The 19,656-nt window shown below is 74.0% G+C and carries 14 protein-coding genes, 1 tRNA gene and 1 pseudogene; 6 read left to right on the top strand and 10 right to left on the bottom strand.

The window, feature by feature from the left end:
• Both AB0G32_RS21515 and AB0G32_RS21510 read right to left on the bottom strand, forming a co-directional pair.
• Entirely contained in the window at positions 1–1,494 is a 1,494-nt protein-coding gene (locus AB0G32_RS21515; protein ID WP_361165363.1) for an MFS transporter, read from the bottom strand.
• A gap of 196 nt (positions 1,495–1,690) precedes the next feature.
• Entirely contained in the window at positions 1,691–2,176 is a 486-nt protein-coding gene (locus AB0G32_RS21510; protein WP_361165360.1) for an ATP-binding protein, read from the bottom strand.
• Between the two features lie 559 nt (positions 2,177–2,735).
• Here AB0G32_RS21510 and AB0G32_RS21505 point away from each other — a divergent pair.
• A complete protein-coding gene (locus AB0G32_RS21505; RefSeq protein ID WP_361165357.1) occupies positions 2,736–3,611 on the top strand; it encodes an SDR family oxidoreductase in 876 nt (291 codons plus the stop codon).
• 102 nt (positions 3,612–3,713) lie between these two features.
• Positions 3,714–3,995: pseudogene (locus AB0G32_RS21500) on the top strand (type 1 glutamine amidotransferase); the annotation flags it as partial.
• Positions 3,996–4,059: 64 nt separating this feature from the next.
• Here AB0G32_RS21500 and AB0G32_RS21495 read toward each other — a convergent pair.
• The 4 genes from AB0G32_RS21495 to AB0G32_RS21480 all read right to left on the bottom strand — a co-directional run bounded on the left by AB0G32_RS21495 (position 4,060) and on the right by AB0G32_RS21480 (position 8,239).
• On the bottom strand, positions 4,060–5,538 hold the full coding sequence (locus AB0G32_RS21495; RefSeq protein WP_361165354.1) for a sialate:H+ symport family MFS transporter: 1,479 nt from the start codon (positions 5,536–5,538) through the stop codon (positions 4,060–4,062).
• 23 nt (positions 5,539–5,561) lie between these two features.
• Complete coding sequence (locus AB0G32_RS21490; protein ID WP_361165351.1) at positions 5,562–6,491, bottom strand: dihydrodipicolinate synthase family protein; 930 nt, start codon at positions 6,489–6,491, stop codon at positions 5,562–5,564.
• A 503-nt stretch (positions 6,492–6,994) separates the two neighbouring features.
• Complete coding sequence (locus tag AB0G32_RS21485) at positions 6,995–7,774, bottom strand: PepSY domain-containing protein (RefSeq protein ID WP_361165348.1); 780 nt, start codon at positions 7,772–7,774, stop codon at positions 6,995–6,997.
• Positions 7,775–7,864: 90 nt separating this feature from the next.
• The gene (locus AB0G32_RS21480; RefSeq protein ID WP_361165345.1) at positions 7,865–8,239 is read right to left on the bottom strand and encodes a transglycosylase family protein; all 375 of its coding nucleotides are present in this window, start codon (positions 8,237–8,239) and stop codon (positions 7,865–7,867) included.
• Positions 8,240–8,341: 102 nt separating this feature from the next.
• Here AB0G32_RS21480 and AB0G32_RS21475 point away from each other — a divergent pair, with 102 nt between their 5' ends.
• Together AB0G32_RS21475 and AB0G32_RS21470 are read left to right on the top strand one after the other, a co-directional pair.
• On the top strand, positions 8,342–8,878 hold the full coding sequence (locus tag AB0G32_RS21475; protein WP_361165342.1) for an isochorismatase family cysteine hydrolase: 537 nt from the start codon (positions 8,342–8,344) through the stop codon (positions 8,876–8,878).
• Positions 8,879–8,988: 110 nt separating this feature from the next.
• On the top strand, positions 8,989–9,741 hold the full coding sequence (locus AB0G32_RS21470; RefSeq protein ID WP_361165339.1) for a sulfite exporter TauE/SafE family protein: 753 nt from the start codon (positions 8,989–8,991) through the stop codon (positions 9,739–9,741).
• A gap of 9 nt (positions 9,742–9,750) precedes the next feature.
• Here AB0G32_RS21470 and AB0G32_RS21465 read toward each other — a convergent pair whose 3' ends face one another.
• Positions 9,751–10,056: an alkyl sulfatase C-terminal domain-containing protein gene (locus AB0G32_RS21465; RefSeq protein WP_361165557.1), complete on the bottom strand. Its 306-nt coding sequence runs from the start codon at positions 10,054–10,056 to the stop codon at positions 9,751–9,753.
• A 48-nt stretch (positions 10,057–10,104) separates the two neighbouring features.
• Between AB0G32_RS21465 and AB0G32_RS21460 the strand changes: the two genes are divergently transcribed.
• Positions 10,105–11,310 carry a cytochrome P450 gene (locus AB0G32_RS21460; RefSeq protein WP_361165336.1) on the top strand — a complete coding sequence of 402 codons (1,206 nt, stop codon included), beginning with the start codon at positions 10,105–10,107 and terminating at the stop codon, positions 11,308–11,310.
• A gap of 12 nt (positions 11,311–11,322) precedes the next feature.
• On the opposite strand, the gene AB0G32_RS21455 is transcribed toward AB0G32_RS21460, so the two are convergent.
• A tRNA-Gly gene (locus AB0G32_RS21455) sits at positions 11,323–11,396 on the bottom strand.
• 108 nt (positions 11,397–11,504) lie between these two features.
• Between AB0G32_RS21455 and AB0G32_RS21450 the strand changes: the two genes are divergently transcribed.
• Entirely contained in the window at positions 11,505–12,905 is a 1,401-nt protein-coding gene (locus tag AB0G32_RS21450) for an FAD-linked oxidase C-terminal domain-containing protein (protein WP_361165332.1), read from the top strand.
• A gap of 125 nt (positions 12,906–13,030) precedes the next feature.
• Here AB0G32_RS21450 and AB0G32_RS21445 read toward each other — a convergent pair whose 3' ends face one another.
• Both AB0G32_RS21445 and AB0G32_RS21440 read right to left on the bottom strand, forming a co-directional pair.
• On the bottom strand, positions 13,031–16,258 hold the full coding sequence (locus AB0G32_RS21445; protein ID WP_361165328.1) for a family 78 glycoside hydrolase catalytic domain: 3,228 nt from the start codon (positions 16,256–16,258) through the stop codon (positions 13,031–13,033).
• A gap of 28 nt (positions 16,259–16,286) precedes the next feature.
• The gene (locus tag AB0G32_RS21440) at positions 16,287–19,637 is read right to left on the bottom strand and encodes a glycosylhydrolase-like jelly roll fold domain-containing protein (RefSeq protein WP_361165325.1); all 3,351 of its coding nucleotides are present in this window, start codon (positions 19,635–19,637) and stop codon (positions 16,287–16,289) included.
• Positions 19,638–19,656 lie beyond the last annotated feature (19 nt).

Genomic DNA, 19,656 nt, shown 5'->3' with positions numbered 1-19,656 from the left:
TCAGGCGGCGTCCCGTCCCGTCTCCAGCGGCGGGGCCGCCACCGGGCAGTGCATCCGGCACTCGGGGCCGCCCCGCTCGGGCCGCGCCGGGGTGCGTACGGCGGTCCAGGCGATCAGGGCGCCCGCGACGAGCAGCCCCGCGCAGATCAGCATCGCGGAGTGGAAGGCCGCGTCGAACTCCCCGGGTTCGCGGTACGCGTCCGGGCCCATGCCGGTCAGCAGCGGCAGCGCCGCCACCGCCAGCAGGCCCGCCGCGCGGGCGGCCGCGTTGTTGATGCCGCTGGCCAGGCCCGCCCGGCCGGTGTCCACCGAGGCCAGCACGGTGGCGGTGAGCGGCGCGACCAGGGTGACCATGCCCAGGCCGAGGACGACCAGGGCGGGCAGCACGTCCCGCGCGTACCCGGCGCCCTCCCCCACCCGCAGCATCAGCAGCAGGCCGGCGGCGCACAGCAGCGGGCCGGCGGTGAGCGGAAGGCGCGGCCCGATCCGCTGGGCCAGCGCGCCCGAGCGGCCGGAGAGCAGCAGCATCAGGGCCGTGGTCGGCAGCAGCGCCGCGCCGGCGCCGAGCGCCGACCAGCCGACGACGACCTGGAGTTGCAGGGCGCACAGGAAGAAGAACCCGCCGAACGCGGCGTACACGCACAGGGTGACCACGTTGACGGCGGTGAACAGCCGGGACCGGAAGACGGACGGGGGCAGCAGCGGGTCCGGCCGCCGGCGTTCGACGAGGACGAGGGCGGCGCCGGCCAGCAGGCCGGCCGCCCCGGCGAGGGGTACGGCGTCGATCAGCGCGTAGGTGAGGAGCGCGAGGAACAGCGCGCCGAGGACCGCGCCGGGCAGGTCGAAGCGGCCGGTGCGGCGCGGGCCGCGGGACTCGGGGACGTGCCGCAGGGCCACCGGTACGCACACCGCCGCCAGCGGTACGTTCAGCAGGAACACCCAGCGCCAGCCCGGTCCGTCGACCAGCCAGCCGCCGAGGAACGGGCCGACGGCCGCGCCCACGCCGCCCAGGCCGGACCACAGGCCCACGGCCCTGGCCCGGTCGTCCGGGTGGAAGGACGCCTGGATCAGCGCGAGGGAGCCGGGGGTGAGCAGCGCGCCGCCGGCGCCCTGGAGGACCCGGGCGACGATCAGCACCGCCGGGTTCGGGGCCAGCCCGCACAGCAGGGAGGCGAGTGCGAACCAGACCACGCCGACGACGACCACCCGCCGGCGCCCGTACCGGTCGCCCAGCGCGCCGCCCAGCAGGATGAGTCCGGCGAGGGTGAGCAGGTAGCCGTTGACGGTCCACTGGAGCACCGGGAGGCCGGCGCCGAAGTCGCTTCCGATGCGGGGCAGCGCGACGTTGACGACGGTGGAGTCGAGCATCGCCATGGCCGAGCCGAGCACGGTGGTGAGCAGCACCCAGCGGCCCGCGGCCGTCCCCGTGCGCACGCCGCCGGCGGTCGTCCGGTCCGCCTGTGGCGGCCGGGGTCCCTCGCTGCCGCTGCCCATGCCAGGATCATCCCCGCACCGCGCCCGCACGGCCAGCCTGCCCCGCCGGGCCGTCTCGTCGACGTGACCCAGGCGGTGCCGCGCGAGGCGGGTGTCACCGAGGGCGGCACCGCCGGCGTCGGTGGTGTCCCGGTGGTGTCTGCCCCTGTCGGCGCACCGGTCGCCCGTCAGGGGCGCACCCGGACAGGTGCGTCCGTCAGCCCGTGCTCCCCCCGTCGCTCCCGCGCGGGTCGTCGGTGATGCGCACCGCGGCCCTCGTCCGTTTGCCCACCGGTTCCCGGTCCACCTCGAAGCTCTGGGAGACGGCCAGGACGATCTCCAGCCCGTGCTGGCCGACCCGGCCCGGGTCGCTGGTCCGGGCCACCGGCAGGCCCGGGTCACTGTCCCGGACCGTCACCTCCACCTGCCCGCCGACCAGTTCCAGGTCGACCAGCGCCGGACCGGACGTGTGCTTGCAGGCGTTCGTCAGCAGTTCGCTGACCACCAGTTGCACCGCCTGCGCGGCACGGTCGGGCACCCGGAATCCGTGATCGTTCTCCAGCCGCAGCAGGAACGCGCGTGCCAGCTCCCGTGCCCGCGCGACATCACCCGGTACGCCCTCGTACGCCGCCGACATCCAGACCAGCCCGTCCTGGAGCCGGTCCTTGTTCCGGGCAGCCCCGTTCTGGGCAGCCTTGCTCATCCGATCCGCCCGCTTCCTGAGCTCTGACCGCTACGGCAGCCGTCTACCCAGAAAAATCCGGAACCATCAGACTCGGGCCGTCTCCGGTCACCCCCGCGCGAAGACGCAACCCTTCGATCACCCCGTCAGGAGACCGCACGGCCGGACGGGCGGGGCCGCGCGGCCCGGGCCAGGTTGTTGTAGACGCGTCTCAGATGCTTGGCCGCGGGACACGGGGTCGCGTCCGCGCGGCACTGGCGGCAGCTTCGCTGATGCGACTCGTACTCCTCGCGCGCTCGGTCGAGGGGCTGGTTTAAGGACGACATGCGGGACTCCTGGGGGGAGGACAGGGAGACACCGCGGACCACACGCGACGGGACCTCGGGGGCCGCGGGAAGGGGGGTGACGGCCCCGGAAGTTGCCTGAGGCTCTCACCTGCAATGATGATCTTGTTACTGCGGGTACGGCAAGGCGCGGCCGATCACATGAAGGTCACGACCCCGCCCGCCGCGTTGACAGCTCGTTTTTCGGGATCCGGCGCGGGCACCCGGGACCCCGCTGTCGAAGAAAGGCCCTTGCCGTGCACCAGCCGCACCCCGCCCACCGGCATCCGCAGCCCGAGTTCCCCGCCCAGGACCAGCCCCATCCCGGCTGGACCGGCCCCATGGACCCGCCCCCGGACCACGGCGAGCAGTCCTACCGGGGCAGTGGCCGGCTCGACGGCCGCAAGGCCGTGATCACCGGCGGGGACTCGGGGATCGGCCGGGCGGTGGCGCTGGCCTTCGCCCGCGAGGGCGCCGACGTGCTCTTCACCCATCTGGCCGAGGAGAAGGACGACGCCGCGGAGACCGCCCGGTGGATCGAGGACGCCGGGCGCCGCGCCGTCCCCGTCTCCTGCGACATCCGCGAGGAGGACCAGTGCCGGGCCCTCGTCGAACGGGCCGTCGACACGTTCGGCCGGATCGACGTCCTGGTGAACAACGCGGCGTACCAGATGGCCCAGCCGGACGGCATCGAGGCGATCGGGACGGAGCAGTTCGACCGGGTGATGCGTACCAACCTCTACGGCATGTTCTGGCTGTCGAAGTTCGCGCTGCCGCACATCCCCGAGGGCGGCAGCATCATCAACTCCGCGTCCGTGCAGGCGTACAAGCCCAGCCCGCAACTGCTCGACTACGCGATGTCGAAGGGGGCCATCGTCACCTTCACCCAGGGGCTGGCCCAGATGGTGATCGACCGGGGCGTGCGGGTCAACGCCGTCGCCCCGGGACCGGTGTGGACCCCGCTGATCCCCGCGACACTGCCGGACACCGTGGAGTTCGGCGCGCAGGCGCCGATCGGCCGGCCGGCCCAGCCGGCCGAGATGGCACCCGCTTATGTCTTCCTGGCCTCGCCGGAGGCGTCCTACATCACCGCGGAGATCGTGAACGCGACCGGTGGCACCCCGCTGCCGTAGCCAATCGGCGCGCACGCCGGCCCGTCGGCGGACGGCGTATCGCTCGACACCGTGTACGCCTACGCCGGCGACCCGCTCCCCCGGCGCCTGACGCACCCGGGCCTCACCGCGCTGCCGCCGGGTGCGGTGTGGCTGATGGCGAGCGAGTCCTGCCGCCCGTACCAGGCGTTCCGGGTCGGCGGGGCCGCCTGGGGAGTGCGGTTCCAGCCCGAGGCGGACGCGGCCCGGGTCCGTGCGTGGGCCCCGGCGGGGCTGCGGGCGCGCGGGCCGGATCCGGACGGAGTGGTCCGTACGGCGGAGCGGGACGAGGACGCCGCCACCCCGGTCTGGCGCGAGGTGGCCGGGCGCTTCGCCGCGCTGGTCCGCGGGCGCGCCCGCGCCTGAACCGACGGGCCGGGCGGGCCGGGCGGGCCGGGCGGGCCGGGCGAAGGGAACTCCGGCCCGGAGATCAGCACGGCCGTACGTCCGGCCGGGGTTCGCCCCGCTCTCGTGGTTCCGCCGCCGCGAGGAGGTGGTCCGGTACGGCTTCCGGGTCGATCAGCCGGTTGAGCCGGCCGGGGACGTCGAAGCCGATCAGCACCACCACCACCAGGGTCAGCGTGAAGGTGAGGACCGCCAGCGACTGGCCCAGGGACATCCCCGAGGCCAGCCGGGCGCCCAGTACCGGGGCCACCGCGCCGCCCAGCGCGCCCACGTTGTAGGTGAAGCCGAGGGACGCGGCGCGGGTCTCGGTCGGGAAGTGTCCGGCGATGTACTTGGGCAGCAGCCCGGAGATGCCCTGCATGCAGGCGAGCAGCAGGAAGAGCAGCAGCCCCAGGCCGACCGGGCTGTCGTGGACGGCGAAGACCGGGAACACGAACGCCGTGCCGGCCAGCAGGGTCCAGCCGTACGTCCGGCGGGTGCCGAACCGGTCGCCGAGGAAGCCGGTGGCGACGCAGCCGGCCATGGTGCCGAATCCGGCGAAGTAGAGCGCGTCGCTGACCTGTCCGGGGGTGTAGCCGAGCTCGGTCTTGAGGTAGGTGGGCAGCAGGGCCTGCACCGGCCAGCTGTAGAGGAACGCGCAGAACACGGTGACGCACAGCGCGACGAACAGCAACCACCGTTTGCGGCCGCCCAGTTGGACGGCGAACGCGGTCAGACAGCCGGCCGCGACGACCGACAGCACCGGCACCAGACCCGCCCCGAGCGGGGTGAACACCGCGAAGAGCGATCCGGTGGCGGCGACGGTCAGCACGGTGTTGACCGTGGCCCGGCGCGGTCCGGCGAACAGCGGCCGGAAGGGGTTGGGCCGTTCGGCGGCGGCGCCGACCCGCTCCGCCCAGTCGTCGGCCTCGGGCAGCGCCCGGCGGACCCACAGCGCGACGGCCACGGGCAGCAGGCCGATGTAGAACAGCCAGCGCCAGCCATGGCCCGGCACCACCTGCTCGTAGACCTCGGCGGCCAGCACGCCGCCGAGCGAGAAGCCGGAGATCAGGAAGCCCGAGGCCCGGTTGCGCAGCCGGGCCGGCCAGCTCTCCAGGACGTAGGTGGCGCTGGCGCTGTACTCCCCCGCCATGCCCAAGCCGATCAGCAGCCGGGCGGTGAACAGGCTGGTGTAGTCCCAGGCGAAGCCGCAGGCGAAGGTGCCGACGGAGTACAGCAGGATGCTGGCCACCATGGCGCTCTTGCGGCCGAACCGGTCGCCGAGGGCGCCGAGCACGGCGCCGCCGAGCCAGCGGGTGATGAAGGCGCCGGAGACCAGGCTCGCGGACTCGACGGTGGACAGGCCGAAGTCGTCGGCGATCTCGGTCAGCACCAGGGTGATCAGGACGAAGTCGAAGCCGTCCAGCAGGTATCCGATCCAGGCGGCGAAGAAGGACTTCCACTTCTGCCGGGTGATCTCCCGGTACCAGGGCGGGGCGGTGGCGGGGGTGCGCGGGGACGGCATGGCGGCTCCGATGCGGGTGGGCGTTACAGCAGTCCGGCGTCGGTGAGGCGGTCCCGGACGCGAGCCACGGCCGGCTCGTCGAGCGGGACCTGCGGGGCGGCGGTGGCGGGGCAGTCGATGAGGCCGAGGAGGTGGGCGGCGGCCTTGAAGGCGCCGAGGGCGGAGGAACCGGCGCCCATCCGGGCCGGGTCGCCCGCCTCGGTGAGCGCGAACAGGGCGGCCAGCCGGTCCTGTTCGGCCCTGGCGAGGTCCCAGTCGCCGGCGACGGCGGCCTGGTAGAGGCGTACGTAACCGCGGGCGTCCACGTTGCCGAGGCCGGGCACCACCCCGTCCGCGCCCGCCAGCAGGGCGCCGTCCACGGTGAGTTCGGAGCCGGTGAGCACCGAGAAACCGGCGGTGCGGCGGCGCGGGTCGAGCAGCAGCCGGCGCAGTGCGCCCTCGTCGCCGCTGGAGTCCTTGAGGCCGGCGAGGGTGCCGTCGGCGGCGAGGGCGAGCAGTACCTCGCGGGGCAGCTTGGTGTGGACGGCGGCCGGGATGTCGTAGGCGAACAGCGGCCGGCCGGCGGCGGCGCGGACACGGCGGAAGTGGTCGGCGATCTCGACGGGGTGGGTACGGGCGTAGAAGGGCGCCGTGGCGACCAGTGCGTCGGCGCCCGCCCGGACGGCGTCGGCGGCCCGGTCCAGTACCCGGGGCGTGGTCGTCTCGATGACCCCGGCCAGTACGGGGACGCGGCCGGCCACGGCGGCCACGGCCGTCTCCAGTACGGTGCGCCGCTGGGCGTCGGTCAGGTAGGCGGCCTCGCCGCTGGAACCGAGCAGGAACACTCCGTGCACCCCGGCCTCGACGAGATGGCCGGTGAGCCGGCGCAGTGAGGCGGTGTCCACCTCCCCCGCCGGGGTGAGCGGGGTGAGGACCGGGGGGATGACGCCTCGCAGGGGCGCGGGAAAGGGCATGCGTGCTCCAGATCGGGCAGTTCCCCGTACCGGTCCCGAACCGTTCCGTCAGCTCGGGCTCGGGCTCGGTGGGGAGCGGATCGCCGGGGCCGAGACCCCGCTCGACGATCAGGATGCCATCGGTCGCCGCGCGCGCCGAGGAGAAGACCGCGCTCGCGCGGAGAGTCGCGCGGCGCCGAGGCCGGACCCGGGTACCGGCTCGCGGGCCGGGGGCGAGGGCTGGGGTCGAGGGCTGGGTGCCAGGTGCCGAGGGCAAGGGAGTCGGGCGCCGGGGGGCGGGGCAAGGGAGTCGGGTGCCGAGTACAAGCGTGCCGGGTGCCGGGTACCGGGTGCCCCGGGAGGATCTCGCCGGCGGAAGCATCGGTGTCGGCGGCGCGGTGGCCGATCGCCGCGATGAGCGAGGAGCGGGAAGCGGGGAGCGGGAAGCGGGGAGCGGGGCTCGCACGTCAGAGGCCCGTCCGGCCCGCTGGAGCGCGGGGGGACGGGCCTGGCGGTGCCGGTGTTCAGTCCTCGTCGACGTGCTCGCGCAGGATCTCCCCGTTGCTCGCGTCGACGTCGTAGGTCGTCTTGTTCCAGTTGTCGGTGGTGACGACGTCGACGGACCAGATGAGCTTCTGGTCGTCGTTCTCGTCCAGTTTCACGGCGGTGACGGTGCCGTCGGTCTTGTCGGTGGCCACCTTCGCCGCCTGCTCCGCACTCTGGTCGGCCTGGCTCAGCCAGTCGGCGATCTCGCTCTTGTCGTCCGCGTCCTGGTCGGCGTCGGCCTGGGAGTGGAACACCTTGCCGGTGACGGCGTCGATGTCGACCTCGCGCACGGTGCCGTCGGACGCGGCCACCTTGGCCGCCCAGACCGGGGAGCCGGCCGAAGGCATGGCCGCGGGGCTGCTCGCACCGGGCGAGGCGGAGCCGGAAGGGCTCGCGCTCTCGTCCGATGCCTTGGTCAGTTCGATCTCGGTGAGCTTGCCGCCGGAGACCTCCTTGACCGCGGTGTCGGCCGCCTTGTCCCAGGTCACCTTGGCCTTGGGCACCAGCGCCCGGCGCTCGGCCTGGTCGTCGGTGAGGGACGAGGAGGTGGATGACGGGCTGGTCGCGGAACCCGACGGCGAGGTGGTGGCACCGGAGGGACTGCCGGTGCCGGCGGACGGGCTGGTCGGGGCCGCGGCGGCCACGTCGGCACGCGTCGTTTCCGCGCCGGCGCAGGCGGTCAGCAACAGGGCGGACGTTCCCAGGGCACAGAACGCGGCCGCCGTACGGGGGGAGAGAAGACGTCGCACAGAACTCATGTGATTTTCGGTATCACCGGCGGCCTCCCGTCACGCCGAGCGACACCGGAAACCACCTCAACGGCCGATGACGTCACCCTCGGTGCGCGTCTACCCGGCCCAGGAGCAGGCCCAGGCGGACATGCCCTGGATCGCGGCCAGCCGCTCGGCGACGGCGATCTGCTCGGCCCGGCTGGCGAGGTCGGCCCGCGGCGCGTACTTGAGCCCGCCGGCCGCCGCCCAGCTGGACTGCTTGAACTGGAGCCCGCCGTAGTGGCCGTTTCCGGTGTTGGCCTTCCAGTCGCCGCTGGACTCGCACCGCGCGATGCCGTCCCAGTCGGTGCCGTAGGAGCCGAGGGAGCCGGCCGCGGCGGCGGTCGGGGCGGCCAGCGCGGCGGCGGTCGTCAGCGTGACCAGAACGCACCGGACACCGCGAAGGGCGGCGGGACCGCGCTGTGTCTTCTCATCGTTTCGTGACCACATCATGGACGGACTGTTACACGATGTGACGGAGAGTGCCGGGCGACGCTCGGTCGCCGTACGCCGGCCGGGTCGCTGGAACGCCGACTCGGGGGAACCCTGGTGCGCATGAGCAAGACAGCACTGGTCGTCATCGACATGATCAACACCTATGACCACAAGGACGCCGAGCAACTGATCCCCTCGGCCGCCTCCGTGGTGCCGGTCCTGACCGGTCTGCTGCGGCGGGCCCGGGCCGCCGGGGCGCCCGTGATCTACGTCAACGACAACTTCGGCGAGTGGCGCTCGCACCACGGCGAGCTGCTCGACAAGGCCCTCGCCGGACCGCACGCCGACCTCGTCGAACCACTGCGCCCCGACGACGCCTCGCTCTTCGTGATCAAGGCCCGGCACTCGATCTTCTTCGAGACCCCGCTGACCTACCTGACGCACCAGCTGGGCATCGGGGAGCTGGTGCTGTGCGGGCAGGTCACCGAGCAGTGCGTCCTGTACTCCGCCCTCGACGCGCACATCCGCCACCTGGACGTCGTCGTCCCCCGGGACGCCGTGGCGCACATCCACCGGGACCTGGCGGACGCCGCCCTGCGGATGATGGAACGCAACATGGGGGCCCGGGTGTGCGACAGCCGGGAGCTGTGGTCCTGAACGGCCGCGCGGGACAGGACCGTTCGGCCGGCACCGAAACGTCCGCCGGTTAATGTACATGCCATGTACGTCACCTCGGGCGATGCCTCGGCCGACCGCGCGGCCGCCGCGTGACGCCGGTCGAGATGGCCGCCGTGCTCCTCTCCGGCATGCTGGCCGGCGCGCTGAACGCCGTCGTCGGCTCGGGCACGCTGGTCACCTTCCCGGTGCTGCTCGCCGTCGGCCTGCCGCCGGTCACCGCCACGGTGTCCAACGCGCTCGGACTGGTCCCCGGGTCGGTCGGCGCCTCGGTCGGCTACCGGCGCGAGCTGGCCGGGCAGCGCCGACGGGTCCTGCGGCTGCTGGCCGCCGCGCTGCCGGGCGGGCTGGTCGGCGCCACGCTGCTGCTGGTCCTGCCGTCGGCGGCGTTCGACGCGATCGTGCCCGTCCTGGTGGGCCTGGCCCTGCTGCTGGTCGCGCTCCAGCCGCTGACCAGCAGGTGGGTGCGGGGACAGGCGGGGAGCCGCCGCGCCGCCGGACCCGCGCTGCACACCGGCCTGGCCCTGAGCAGCGTCTACGGCGGCTACTTCTCCGCCGCGCAGGGCACCCTCTACCTGTCGCTGATGGGGCTGTGTCTGGACGAGCGGCTGCAACGCCTCAACGCGTTCAAGAACGTGCTGGTGGCCGGCGTCAACACGGTCGCCGCGCTGTTCTTCCTGTTCGCCGCGGACTTCGACTGGACGGCGGTCGGGCTGGTCGCGGTAGGCTCGGCGGTCGGCGGGCGGTTCGGCGCCGGGGTGGGGCACCGGCTGCGTCCCGGGGTGCTGCGTGCCGTCATCCTGGTCTGGGGTGCCGTCGCCCTGGCCCACCTGCTGCTGCGCTGACCCGGGCGGTCACGGTGTGCCGATCGCGAACCGGGGGCCGGGCCGCTCCATGAGCCCGCCGAACGTGATCAGTGCCGCCACCTCGCCCGTCACGGCGATCCGCCCCGCCCCGATCGCGTCGGCGAAGGTGGTCCGGTGACCGACCACCTCGTCCAGGACGGGCCGCGCCGGCCGCAGGGTGACGTCCGGGGCCTCGCCCCGGGATGACGTTCTCGCCGGCCGCGTGCTCCAGGAACCCGGCGGGCGCGAGGACCGGCAGACGGCCGGGTCAACGGTCGGGACGGGGTCTGGTGGTTCCGCCCGGCCGTACCGGATGCTGTTTCCGGATGCCGGTGGGCACGCGACGAGGCACGGGAGGTGCCGGTGAGCGAGGGCCAGCAGAGCGCGCGGGAGTCAGCGCGAAAGGTCGACCGGGGGCGGGAGCGGCCGGGGTGCCCGGTCAGCCGGGCGGCCGACGGGACCTGGCAGGTGCACGATTACCAGGTGGCCCGGGAGGTGCTGCGCGGGCCGGGCACCGTGCAGGCCGGGCTCGGCATCGAGACGGTGGAGAAGCTGCCGCCCCGCGTCCGCCGGCCGGTGCTCTACCGGGACGGTCCCGAGCACCGCGAGCACCGCCGGCAGACCGCGCGCTTCTTCACCCCGCGCCGGGTGGACGAGCACTACCGGGAGCTCATGGTGCGGATCGCCGAGCAGCAGGTGGCCAAGGTGCGCGCGGCGGCTCCCGGCGAGGTCCCGCTCAGCGATCTGGCGTTCGAGCTGGCCATCGGGGTGGTCAGCGAGGTGATCGGGCTGCGCTACGGCCGGCCCGGGGTCCGCCGGCGGCTGGAGCGCTTCTTCCCCGCGGAGTTCGGCGAGCCCGGCCTGACCAGTGTCCGGGGCCTGTACTGGCTGGTGCGGCAGAACGTCAACTGGCTGCGCGTGCACCTCGCCGACGTGCGCCCGGCGATCCGCGCGCACCGCCGGCGCCGGCACGACGACCTGATCTCCCACCTGCTGGACGAGGGCTGCTCGGACGCGGAGATCCTCGGCGAGTGCCTGACCTTCGCGGCGGCCGGGATGGTCACCACCCGGGAGTTCATCTGCCTGGCCGCCTGGCACCTGTTCACCGACGACGCGCTGCTGGCCCGCTACCGGGCGGCGGACGAGGCCGGACGGCTGACCGTCCTGGAGGAACTGCTGCGGCTGGAACCGGTGGTGGCGCGGCTGCGCCGGCGGGCCACCACCGCCCTGGAACTGCGCACCCCGCGCGGACCGGCCGCCGTACGGGCCGGGGAGTACGTGGAACTGTTCCTGGACGACGCCAACACCGACCCGGGCGCGGTGGGCGCCGACCCGCTGCTGGTGCGGCCGGAGCGGGAGCCGGTCTTCGGGCCGGGCCGGTCCGGCCTGACCTTCGGCGACGGGCCGCACCGGTGTCCGGGCGCGCACATCGCCGTGCTGGAGAGCGACGTCTTCCTGAGCCGGCTGACCGCCCTGGACGGCGTCCGGATGGCCACCGCGCCGCGCGTCGCCTTCCGGGACGCCATCGGCGGTTACGAGATCCGGGGGCTGACCGTCGCGGTGCGCTGAGCGGACGGCCGGTGGAGCGTCGGGCAGGGCTCGCACCTGCATCTCCCCGCGGGAAGCGGGGCGTCTTGGCCTTGGACCACCAACGCGCGGAGCGGACACCCGGTGCTGCGGCGCCCTGTTCCGGGAACGACACTAACCCGGCGCCGGCCACCCCGCACTTCCGTGCCCGCCGGCGGCTCTTTAGCGTGAACCCCATGCACAACGAAACGAACCCCGGCGGCCCGGCCGGCCGGCTGCTGGGCGAGCTGCCGCCCGGCCGGGTGCTGACCGACCCGGACGCCACCGCCCGCTACGCCCACGACGAGGCCGAATGGGCGCCGCACGGCACACCGCTGGCCGTGGTCCGTCCGCACACCGCCGAGGAGGTCCAGCGGGCGGTCCGGATCTGCCGGGACCACCGGGTGCCGGTGGTGACCCGCGGCGCGGGCACCGGTCTGTCGGGCGGCGCCAACGCGGTGGACGGCTGTGTGGTGCTGACCACCGAGGCGATGACCGCCATCAAGGAACTCGACCCGGTCGAGCGGCTCGCCGTGGTCGAACCCGGCGTGGTCAACGAGACGCTGCGCACCGCCTGTGCCGAACAGGGCCTGTGGTACCCGCCGGACCCGGCCAGCGCGCCCTGGTCGACGATCGGCGGCAACGTCGCCACCAACGCGGGCGGCCTGTGCTGTGTGAAGTACGGGGTGACCCGCGACTACGTGCTGGGGCTCCAGTTCGTCACGGCCGCCGGCGACCTGGTCCGGGTCGGCCGGCGCACCGCCAAGGGCGTCGCCGGGTACGACCTGACCGGCCTGCTGGTGGGCTCGGAGGGCACCCTCGGGGTGATCACGGAGGTGACGGTACGGCTGCGCCCACTGCGGCAGCCCGAGCACACCGTCGCCGGGTACTTCTCCTCGATCGTGGACGCCGGCCGGGCGGTCGCCGCCGTGGCCGCCGCCGGGCTGACCCCGTCCGCCCTGGAACTGGTCGACCGGCACTGCCTCGAAGCCGTCGACGCCTGGAAGCACATGGGCCTGTCCACCGAGGCGGAGGTGGTGCTGCTGGGCCGGACCGACGCGCCGGGCGCGGCCGGTGAGCAGGAGGCCGAGGAGATGCGGCGCTGCTTCGAGGCGGGCGGGGCCACCTACGCCGTCCGCTCCACCGACCAGACCGAGGCGGACGCCCTGTTCGACGCGCGGCGGCTGGCCTACCCGGCGCTGGAGCGGCTCGGCCCGGTGCTCACCGAGGACATCTGCGTGCCCAAGGCGGCGGTGCCCGAGATGCTGGGCCGCATCCACGCGATCGCCGAGCGGCACGACACCCTGATCGCCAACATCGCGCACGCCGGCGACGGCAATCTGCACCCGCTGCTGATCACCCCGCCCGGCGACGAGGCGGCCCGCGCCCGGGCCCAGGCCGCCTTCCACGAGATCATCGCCGAGGCCCTGGAGCTGGGCGGCACGGTCACCGGCGAACACGGGGTGGGGCTGCTGAAGCGGGAGGGGCTGAGCGCCGAGCTGGGCCCGGAGGTGCTGGCCCTGAACCGGGCCGTCAAGGACGCGCTGGACCCGCTCCACCTGTTCAACCCGGGGAAGGTCGTCGCGTACACCGCGTGAGGCGCAGGTGGCGGCGCGGCCGTCCCTTGCCGCGCCGCCACGCCCCTGCACCTTCCCGCGGGATGCGGGTGCCCGCCGGGTGCGGCCGCACACCACCCTTTCTCAGAGCGCGGAGCACCTTTTCTTCAGAGCGCGGAGCGGAAGGTCCAGTGTCCTGAGCCCACCTCGTAGACCGCCGCCCCGTCCGCGATCCGCGGCGGCTTCGCCCCCGGGGTCGCGGTGGGCCGGGTGCCGTCCGTCGGGACGTGCACCTCGGCCGTGCTGCCCGCCGGGACGTCGACGGTCAGCCGGAAGTGTCCGTCCACCCGCTCCCAGGAGGTGCGGGCGGTGCCGTACGGGGTGCGGTAGGAGCCGGACGCCGAGGTCAGGGCGCCCGCCACCGCCGGGTCGATGAGCAGCCGCGAGTAGCCGACGGAGTCCGCGGTCTGGTCGATGCCCGCGACCCGGGTGGTGAACCAGGAGTCGATGGCGCCGAGCATGAAGTGGTTCTGCGACTGGCCCGGACCGCCGTCCCAGGACTCGCCGAGCGTGGTGTTGCCGGCCAGCACCTGGTAGCCGTAGCTGGGGCTGGTGGTCTGGGTGGCGATCTTGTGCACGAGGTCGTCGCGTCCGGCGCCGGACAGCACCCGGAAGGCGCTGGGCAGGGAGATCTCGCCGAGCAGCAGGTGGTAGCCGGCCGCCTCGACGGAGGAGGTGAGGTGGCCGAGCAGCCGCGCCCGCTCCCCCGCCGGGTAGGCGCCCATGTCCAGCGCGAGGGCCTCCGCGCCCTGGCCGCCGCCGCCGAAGGTGCCGGTGGCGGTGTCGTAGTACTTGGCGGCCAGCGCCTCGGCCGAGGCGTCGGCCTTCGCCCGGTAGGCGGTGGCGGCGTCCTGGTCGCCGAGGACGGCCGAGATCCGGCTCAGCGCGTCGACGACCCGCCAGTAGCCGTAGGTGCCGGCCACCGCGCGCGGGAAGGTGCGGTCCGGGGTGAACCAGTCACCGAGCCCGTAGTCCAGGATGCCGCCGCTGACCTGGGTCTCCAGGAACGCCGCGTACTCCCGCATCTTCGGGTAGTAGGTCTCCAGCGTCTGCTTGTCGCCGTAGGTGGTGTACAGCTGCCAGGGGACCAGGACGAAGGCGCCGCCCCAGTTGGCGTCGTTGCGGTAGGCCCCGGGGAGGCTGGTGTACTCCGGGACGGTGCTCGGGATCAGGCCCTCGGCGGTCTGCGCGTCGGCCATGTCACGGACGATCTTGCGCAGGTAGGACCGCATGTCGTAGTTGCCGGCCAGCGCCGGGAAGACCAGCTGGTTCTGTTCCAGCCAGCCCAGTTTCTCGCGGCTGGGGCAGTCGGTCAGGACGCTCATCATGTTGCCCTGGATCGCGCCGCGGATCAGCGAGTGGATGCCGTCGATGAGGGGGTCGGAGCTGTCGAAGGTGCCGGCGGAGGCGTTGTCGGTGCGCAGCACCTTGCCGCGTACGGTGATCCGCGCGCCGTCCGGCACTCCCTTCAGTTCCAGGTAGCGGAAGCCGTGGTAGCTGAAGTCCGGGTGCCAGGTCTCGTCCCGGCCGCCGCCGGCGGTGTAGCTGTCCCACAGCGGGGCGCCGACGTTGGAGATGGACTGGAAGGCGTGGCCGTCCTTCAGGGACTCCGCCGGGTAGGCGCGGATCGTGGTGCCCGCGGGGGCGGTGACGGTGATCTCGGGCCAGCCGGCGATGTTGCGGCCGAGGTCGAAGACGCGGCTGCCGTCGGCGCCGTCGACCTCCTTGCCGGTGAGGGTCTCGACGACCCGGACCGGTTCGGTCTCGCGGGCGCTCAGCTCGGCCGGCTGCGCGGCGGAGCCGGGGGCGCCGACGGAGACGGCGTGCCGCCACTCGCGCCGGTCACCGCTCGGCTCGTCCCAGTGCGGGATCTCGCGGCGGGCGTCGTAGTCCTCGCCGCCGTACCAGTTGGAGGAGGTGGTGGGGCCGAGCGCGGTGCGCCAGTCCGTGCCGCTGGTGACGGTGCGGATGGAACCGTCGGCCAGCGTCACCTCCAGACGGGCGATCAGCTTGGGGTCGCTGAGGTTGCCGTACAGCTTGCGGTAGCGGTCGGCCGTGCTGACCACGTTGGACATGCCGTTGCCGAGGGCGACACCGACGGTGTTGGCGCCCTTCTTCAGCCGGTCGGTGACGTCGTAGGTGGCGTACTGGACGCGCTCGCCGTAGGTGGTGTTGGCGGGTTCGAGCACGGCGTCGCCGACCGGCTGGCCGTTGACGGTCGCGTCGTAGACGCCGAGCCCGGCGATGTAGAGGCGGGCGCTGCGGACCTTCTTCGGGAGGGCGAAGTCGTCGGTGAGGAGGGGCAGTCCGGACGGCAGGTAGGGCTCGGGCGGCCGCTGGCCGGTGACGCGGGTGAGTTCGGTGAACGGTCCGGTCGCGGCGTCGGCGCTGGACAGGGCGTAGTCGACCGGGAAGTGCGGGACGCGGCCGTCGTCGGTGAGGACGTCGGCGCGGGGGTAGAGCGCCACCTCGTCGAAGGTCTTCGCGGACTTCAGGTCGAGGGTGAGGGTGACGGGCGCGGCGGAGACGTCGGGACCGGTGTGGGCGGCGCTGGAGAAGCCGGCCGCCGTCTGCAGGGCGCTGTTGGGCAGGCCGTCCACGGCGAGGGCGGGCTCCCACGTCTTGCGGATCGTGTTGGTCTCGGAGGCGGTGACGGTGGCGCCCTCGGCGAGGCCGGTGGCGGCACTCGCGGTGTCCCGGACGTCGATCTCGCCGAGCTGCACCCGCCAGGTCCGGTCCGGGAAGTTCTCGGCGAGGGGCAGGCCGAGCCTGGTGACGTCCAGGCGGACGTAACGGGCGGTGGTGCGCGGCACCTTGACGACGACCGGGGTGATGGCGCGCTTGCTGAGCCGCCAGTCGGGGTTGGTGATCCAGTCGGCGTCCCAGTCGGACTGTTCCGTCAGGCCGGTCTCGAAGACGGCGGTGTCGCTCCAGCCGGAGGCGGCGTCGCCGCGCTGCGACCACAGCATGACCCGCCAGTAGACCCGGGTGCGGGAGCCGATCCTCTGGCCCGCGTAGGTGGTGCCGGGCACCGCCGAGCGCACCTTGCCGGAGTCCCACAGGTCGGGCCTGCCGGCGCGCAGCCGCTCGGGTGAGGTGGCGGCCTGGACCCGGTAGGCGGACTGGAGGACGCCGGTGGCGCGGGCGGTGGTCTCCCAGCTGAGGTCGGGGGTGGTGTCGTCGATGCCCAGGGCCTGCTGGAGGTACTGGGTGCGCGGGTGGACGGGGGTGATGGCGGCGGAGGTGGCGGCGCCGGCGCCGGTCGCGCCGGCCAGCACGGTGACCAGGGCGGTCGCGGCGGCGGTCACGGTGAGCGCGGGGCGGGGTCTGGGCATGGGGCTCCTGTCGGTGTGCGGCGCGGGGTCAGACGCGGGTGAGTTCGGCGGTGGCGCGGCGGTGGAAGCGGAGAGTCACTGGGCCGAGCAGGCCGGACGGCAGTGGTTTGTTGCGCTCGTTGGAGAGGGTGTTGGCGACCCGGACCGCCAGCCGGTTGGCGCCGGGCACGAGCAGCCGGGTGACGTCGGTGACGAACGGCGCCCAGAGCAGCGGCGCCAGTTCGGTGCCGTTGACGGTGACGGCGGCGATGTCGCGCACGTCGCCGAGGTCGAGCAGGACACGGCGGCCGTCGAGCCGGGCGCGGTCGAGGTCGACGGTGGTGGTGTAGGTGGCGCTGCCGGAGAAGAGGGGGGCGGTGTCGGTCCAGCTGCCGAGCGGGCCGGTGACCTGGGTGGCGCCGTCCTGTTCCAGGGTGCGGGTCCAGTCGCCGGTGACGGGCAGCGGATCGAGGGGGTCGGTGACGCGGACGGTGCCCTGGTAGGTGTGGCCGCCGTCGGTGCCGGTGAGCCGGTGGGTGCCGGGGGCGGCGGCCTCGACGGTGGCGCGCAGGGTGCGTCCGGACCGCGCCACGCCGACCACCGGCAGCGGGGCGGAGGTGAGGTGCGGCTGGGTGCGTCCGTCGTGGCGGACGACGACGATCCGGGTCTGGTACGGCTCGAAGGTCAGCGGGAGGTGCAGGCCGCGCTTGGAGGTGCGGTAGACGGGGGCCGGTGCGGTGTCGCCGGTGGCCGGGTCCCACAGCTGAGGGGCGCCGGTGGCGGGGAGGGCGGCGGTGGTGCTGACGTCGGCGCCGCTCTCGTTGTTCAGCAGGAACGCGGTGTCCGCGCCCCGGGTGACCCGCAGCACCCGGATCGCGTCCCGCGGCGGGTCGAGTACGGCGGCGGCCGCGCCGGCGTCCTGGGCGGCACCGCCCAGCGCGGAGACGTCGGCGACACGCACCGCCCGCCCGGCGCCCAGCTCGCGGCTGCCCGGTACGGCGTCCCCGAACAGGTCGGAAAGGGCGCGGGTCAGCGAGCGGTCGTTGCCGTCGGCGTCGTCGGCGGGCAGGGCGCCGACCGCGACGACGGTGCCGCCGGCCCGGACGAAGGCGCCGAGGGCGCGGACGCCGGCCGCGTCCAGGGTGGGGGTGGCGGGCAGGACGACCAGGTCGTAGCGGGCCGCGCCGACGACGAGCCGGCCGCCGCGCGGCTCGGCGTGGGCGAGCAGGTCCGGGTCGCCGGTGAGGGCGCCCTCGTGCAGCAGGTCGAAGTCGACCTGGGCGCGTTCCAGGGCGTAGGCGGCGTCGGTGATCGCGCCGTCCACCTCGCCCTGCCGGTCGGTGCCGGTGAACTGCTCGGCGGCCCGCTGCGGCTGGAGCAGCGCGGTGCGCGCGGCGGAGGTGCCGCGCCCGGCCTCCATCACCCGGCCGATCCACTCGGCGAGGGGTTTCATGCCCCACCACCAGGGGGCGCGGGGCCCGAACGGCGGCGGGAAGTAGACGACCTTCTCGTCGGTCCACAGGGCGTGCAGCACCGTCAGGTTGACGCCGCGGGCGGCCTGCGCGCCGACCGTGGCGTGCACGAAGCCGGGGGTCACCTGCCAGCCCATGTTGCCGAACATCTCCATCAACGCCCGGTCCCGGCCCATCTGGTGGGCGACGGAGACCGGGTTGCGGGGCAGCATGGTCTGCTCGCCCGCGACGTACTCGGCGGTGATGATGTCGCCGCCGGGCACCTGCGCCCACTGGTTGACCTTGTGCAGGTCGCCGGTGGTGGGGATGCGTTTGGCCGGGGAGGTCTCGTCGTAGAGCGGGTTGGTGATGAGGGCGACGTGGCGCTTCTCGTACCAGCGGGCCTGCTTCTCGAAGTACTGGGCGAAGCGGCCCGAGACGGCCTGCCAGTAGCGGCCCCGCGCGATCCGGCCGGGGCGGCCGAGGTCGTCGAAGGCGGCGGCGTAGGCCACACCGGGTGCCACGTCCACGGCGCGCAGTGCCCGGTCCAGCGTGGGTGACCAGGGCAGGCGCTTGAAGTGCGCCTCGGCGGAGGCGAAGAACGGCTCGTCGTCCCAGAAGCCGGGGATGACGTTGCCGAAGTAGCGCTTGAAGCGGCGGTGGTACTCGCCGGGGACGATGTCGAGGAACAGCTCCACCGGTTCGTCGTCCAGGAGGTCGACGTAGCTGCGGCTGTAGCCCTGGGTGTCGTCGATGAGCGGGGTGCCGCCGAACAGGTCGATCCCCCAGCGTCCGGCGGGGACCTGCCAGGTGCCGCCCACCTGCTCGGTGAGGTCCGTGACGTCGGTGCTGCCGACGGGCCGGGCCGCGGCGGCGACGGCCGTCACCGGGAGGGCGTCGCGGTCGGGGAAGTCCCCGGCGGCGGCGGGGTCGTCGAAGGCGGCGGTGTACAGCGCCGTGCCGTCCGCGGCGGTGACGGTGAGGCTGTCCCACAGGCCGCGTTCGTCGCCGACCGCGCGTACGCCCGCGCCGCCGGTGGCGTACCGGTCGTCGGTGACGGTGCCCTTGTCCTTGCCGTCCAGGGTGACGGTCAGCCGGCCGCCGGTGACCGTGACGGCCACCGTGTGGAACTTGGTCTTGTTGAAGCCGTCGGTGCGGGTGCTGCGCAGCAGTTCCACCGGGTCGGCGTCCCGGCTGAGGCGGAGCACGGTGGTGACGCCGGTCTGGTCGAAGGTGACCGCGTAGCCGTCCAGGCCGTCGGCCGAGGCGCGGACCACGAGGCCGGCGGCGGTGTGGTCGGCCTTGGCGCTGCCGGTGACGGTGTAGTCGGTCCAGCCGGCGCTGCCGCGCAGGGCGGTGGCACCGCCGAGCACCGCCGCGTCGGCGATCAGGGCGCCCGCCTGCACGCCCAGGCCGGTGGAGCGGCGCAGGTCGACGCGGGCCGGGCCCTCGACGACGGTGGTGGAGCGCCACAGCGCCTTCAGCCGGAGGTCGGGGCGCGGCTCGTAGGTCAGGGTCCCGACCGTGCCGCCCTTGACGATGTACTCGCCGGCCCGGCCGCTGGGGAAGTGGTCGTCGTTGAACAGCCACACCCGCATGCCGGTCCGCTCGGCGGTGGCCAGCACGTGCCCGACGATGTCGAACCAGCCCTCGGTGAAGAAGGCGGGCTGCATCGCGTCGTTGTCGAAGGAGAAGAGGATGACCTCGTACATGCCCTTGGCGCGCAGGTCGGCCAGTTGCCGGTCGGCGAGTTCCGGGGTGACGGGGCCGTTCCAGTACCAGTAGACGGTGGGGCGGCTGTCCTTCGGCGGGTCGGTGAAACTCCGCTCGGCGAAGCCGGCTGTGCGGGTGGGGGCGGTGGCGAACGCGGGCAGGCCGGTGGCGAGGACGGTGCCGGCGGCGCCGGCCGCGGCCACGAAGTGGCGTCTGGACAGGGGGAATTCGGGCATGGGTGTTCCCTGGGAAGGT

Origin of the sequence: Streptomyces sp. NPDC023723, from assembly GCF_040639815.1 — a bacterium.
GTDB lineage: Bacteria > Actinomycetota > Actinomycetes > Streptomycetales > Streptomycetaceae > Streptomyces.
This window is presented reverse-complemented; position numbering and strand designations above follow the sequence as displayed.

Bases quoted from the DNA above. Each gene is read 5' to 3' on its own strand.
- AB0G32_RS21515 (WP_361165363.1), bottom strand. From the start codon at position 1,494: ATGGGCAGCGGCAGCGAGGGACCCCGGCCGCCACAGGCGGACCGGACG.
- AB0G32_RS21510 (WP_361165360.1), bottom strand. From the start codon at position 2,176: ATGAGCAAGGCTGCCCAGAACGGGGCTGCCCGGAACAAGGACCGGCTC.
- AB0G32_RS21495 (WP_361165354.1), bottom strand. From the start codon at position 5,538: ATGCCGTCCCCGCGCACCCCCGCCACCGCCCCGCCCTGGTACCGGGAG.
- AB0G32_RS21490 (WP_361165351.1), bottom strand. From the start codon at position 6,491: ATGCCCTTTCCCGCGCCCCTGCGAGGCGTCATCCCCCCGGTCCTCACC.
- AB0G32_RS21485 (WP_361165348.1), bottom strand. From the start codon at position 7,774: ATGAGTTCTGTGCGACGTCTTCTCTCCCCCCGTACGGCGGCCGCGTTC.
- AB0G32_RS21480 (WP_361165345.1), bottom strand. From the start codon at position 8,239: ATGATGTGGTCACGAAACGATGAGAAGACACAGCGCGGTCCCGCCGCC.
- AB0G32_RS21475 (WP_361165342.1), top strand. From the start codon at position 8,342: ATGAGCAAGACAGCACTGGTCGTCATCGACATGATCAACACCTATGAC.
- AB0G32_RS21450 (WP_361165332.1), top strand. From the start codon at position 11,505: ATGCACAACGAAACGAACCCCGGCGGCCCGGCCGGCCGGCTGCTGGGC.
- AB0G32_RS21445 (WP_361165328.1), bottom strand. From the start codon at position 16,258: ATGCCCAGACCCCGCCCCGCGCTCACCGTGACCGCCGCCGCGACCGCC.
- AB0G32_RS21440 (WP_361165325.1), bottom strand. From the start codon at position 19,637: ATGCCCGAATTCCCCCTGTCCAGACGCCACTTCGTGGCCGCGGCCGGC.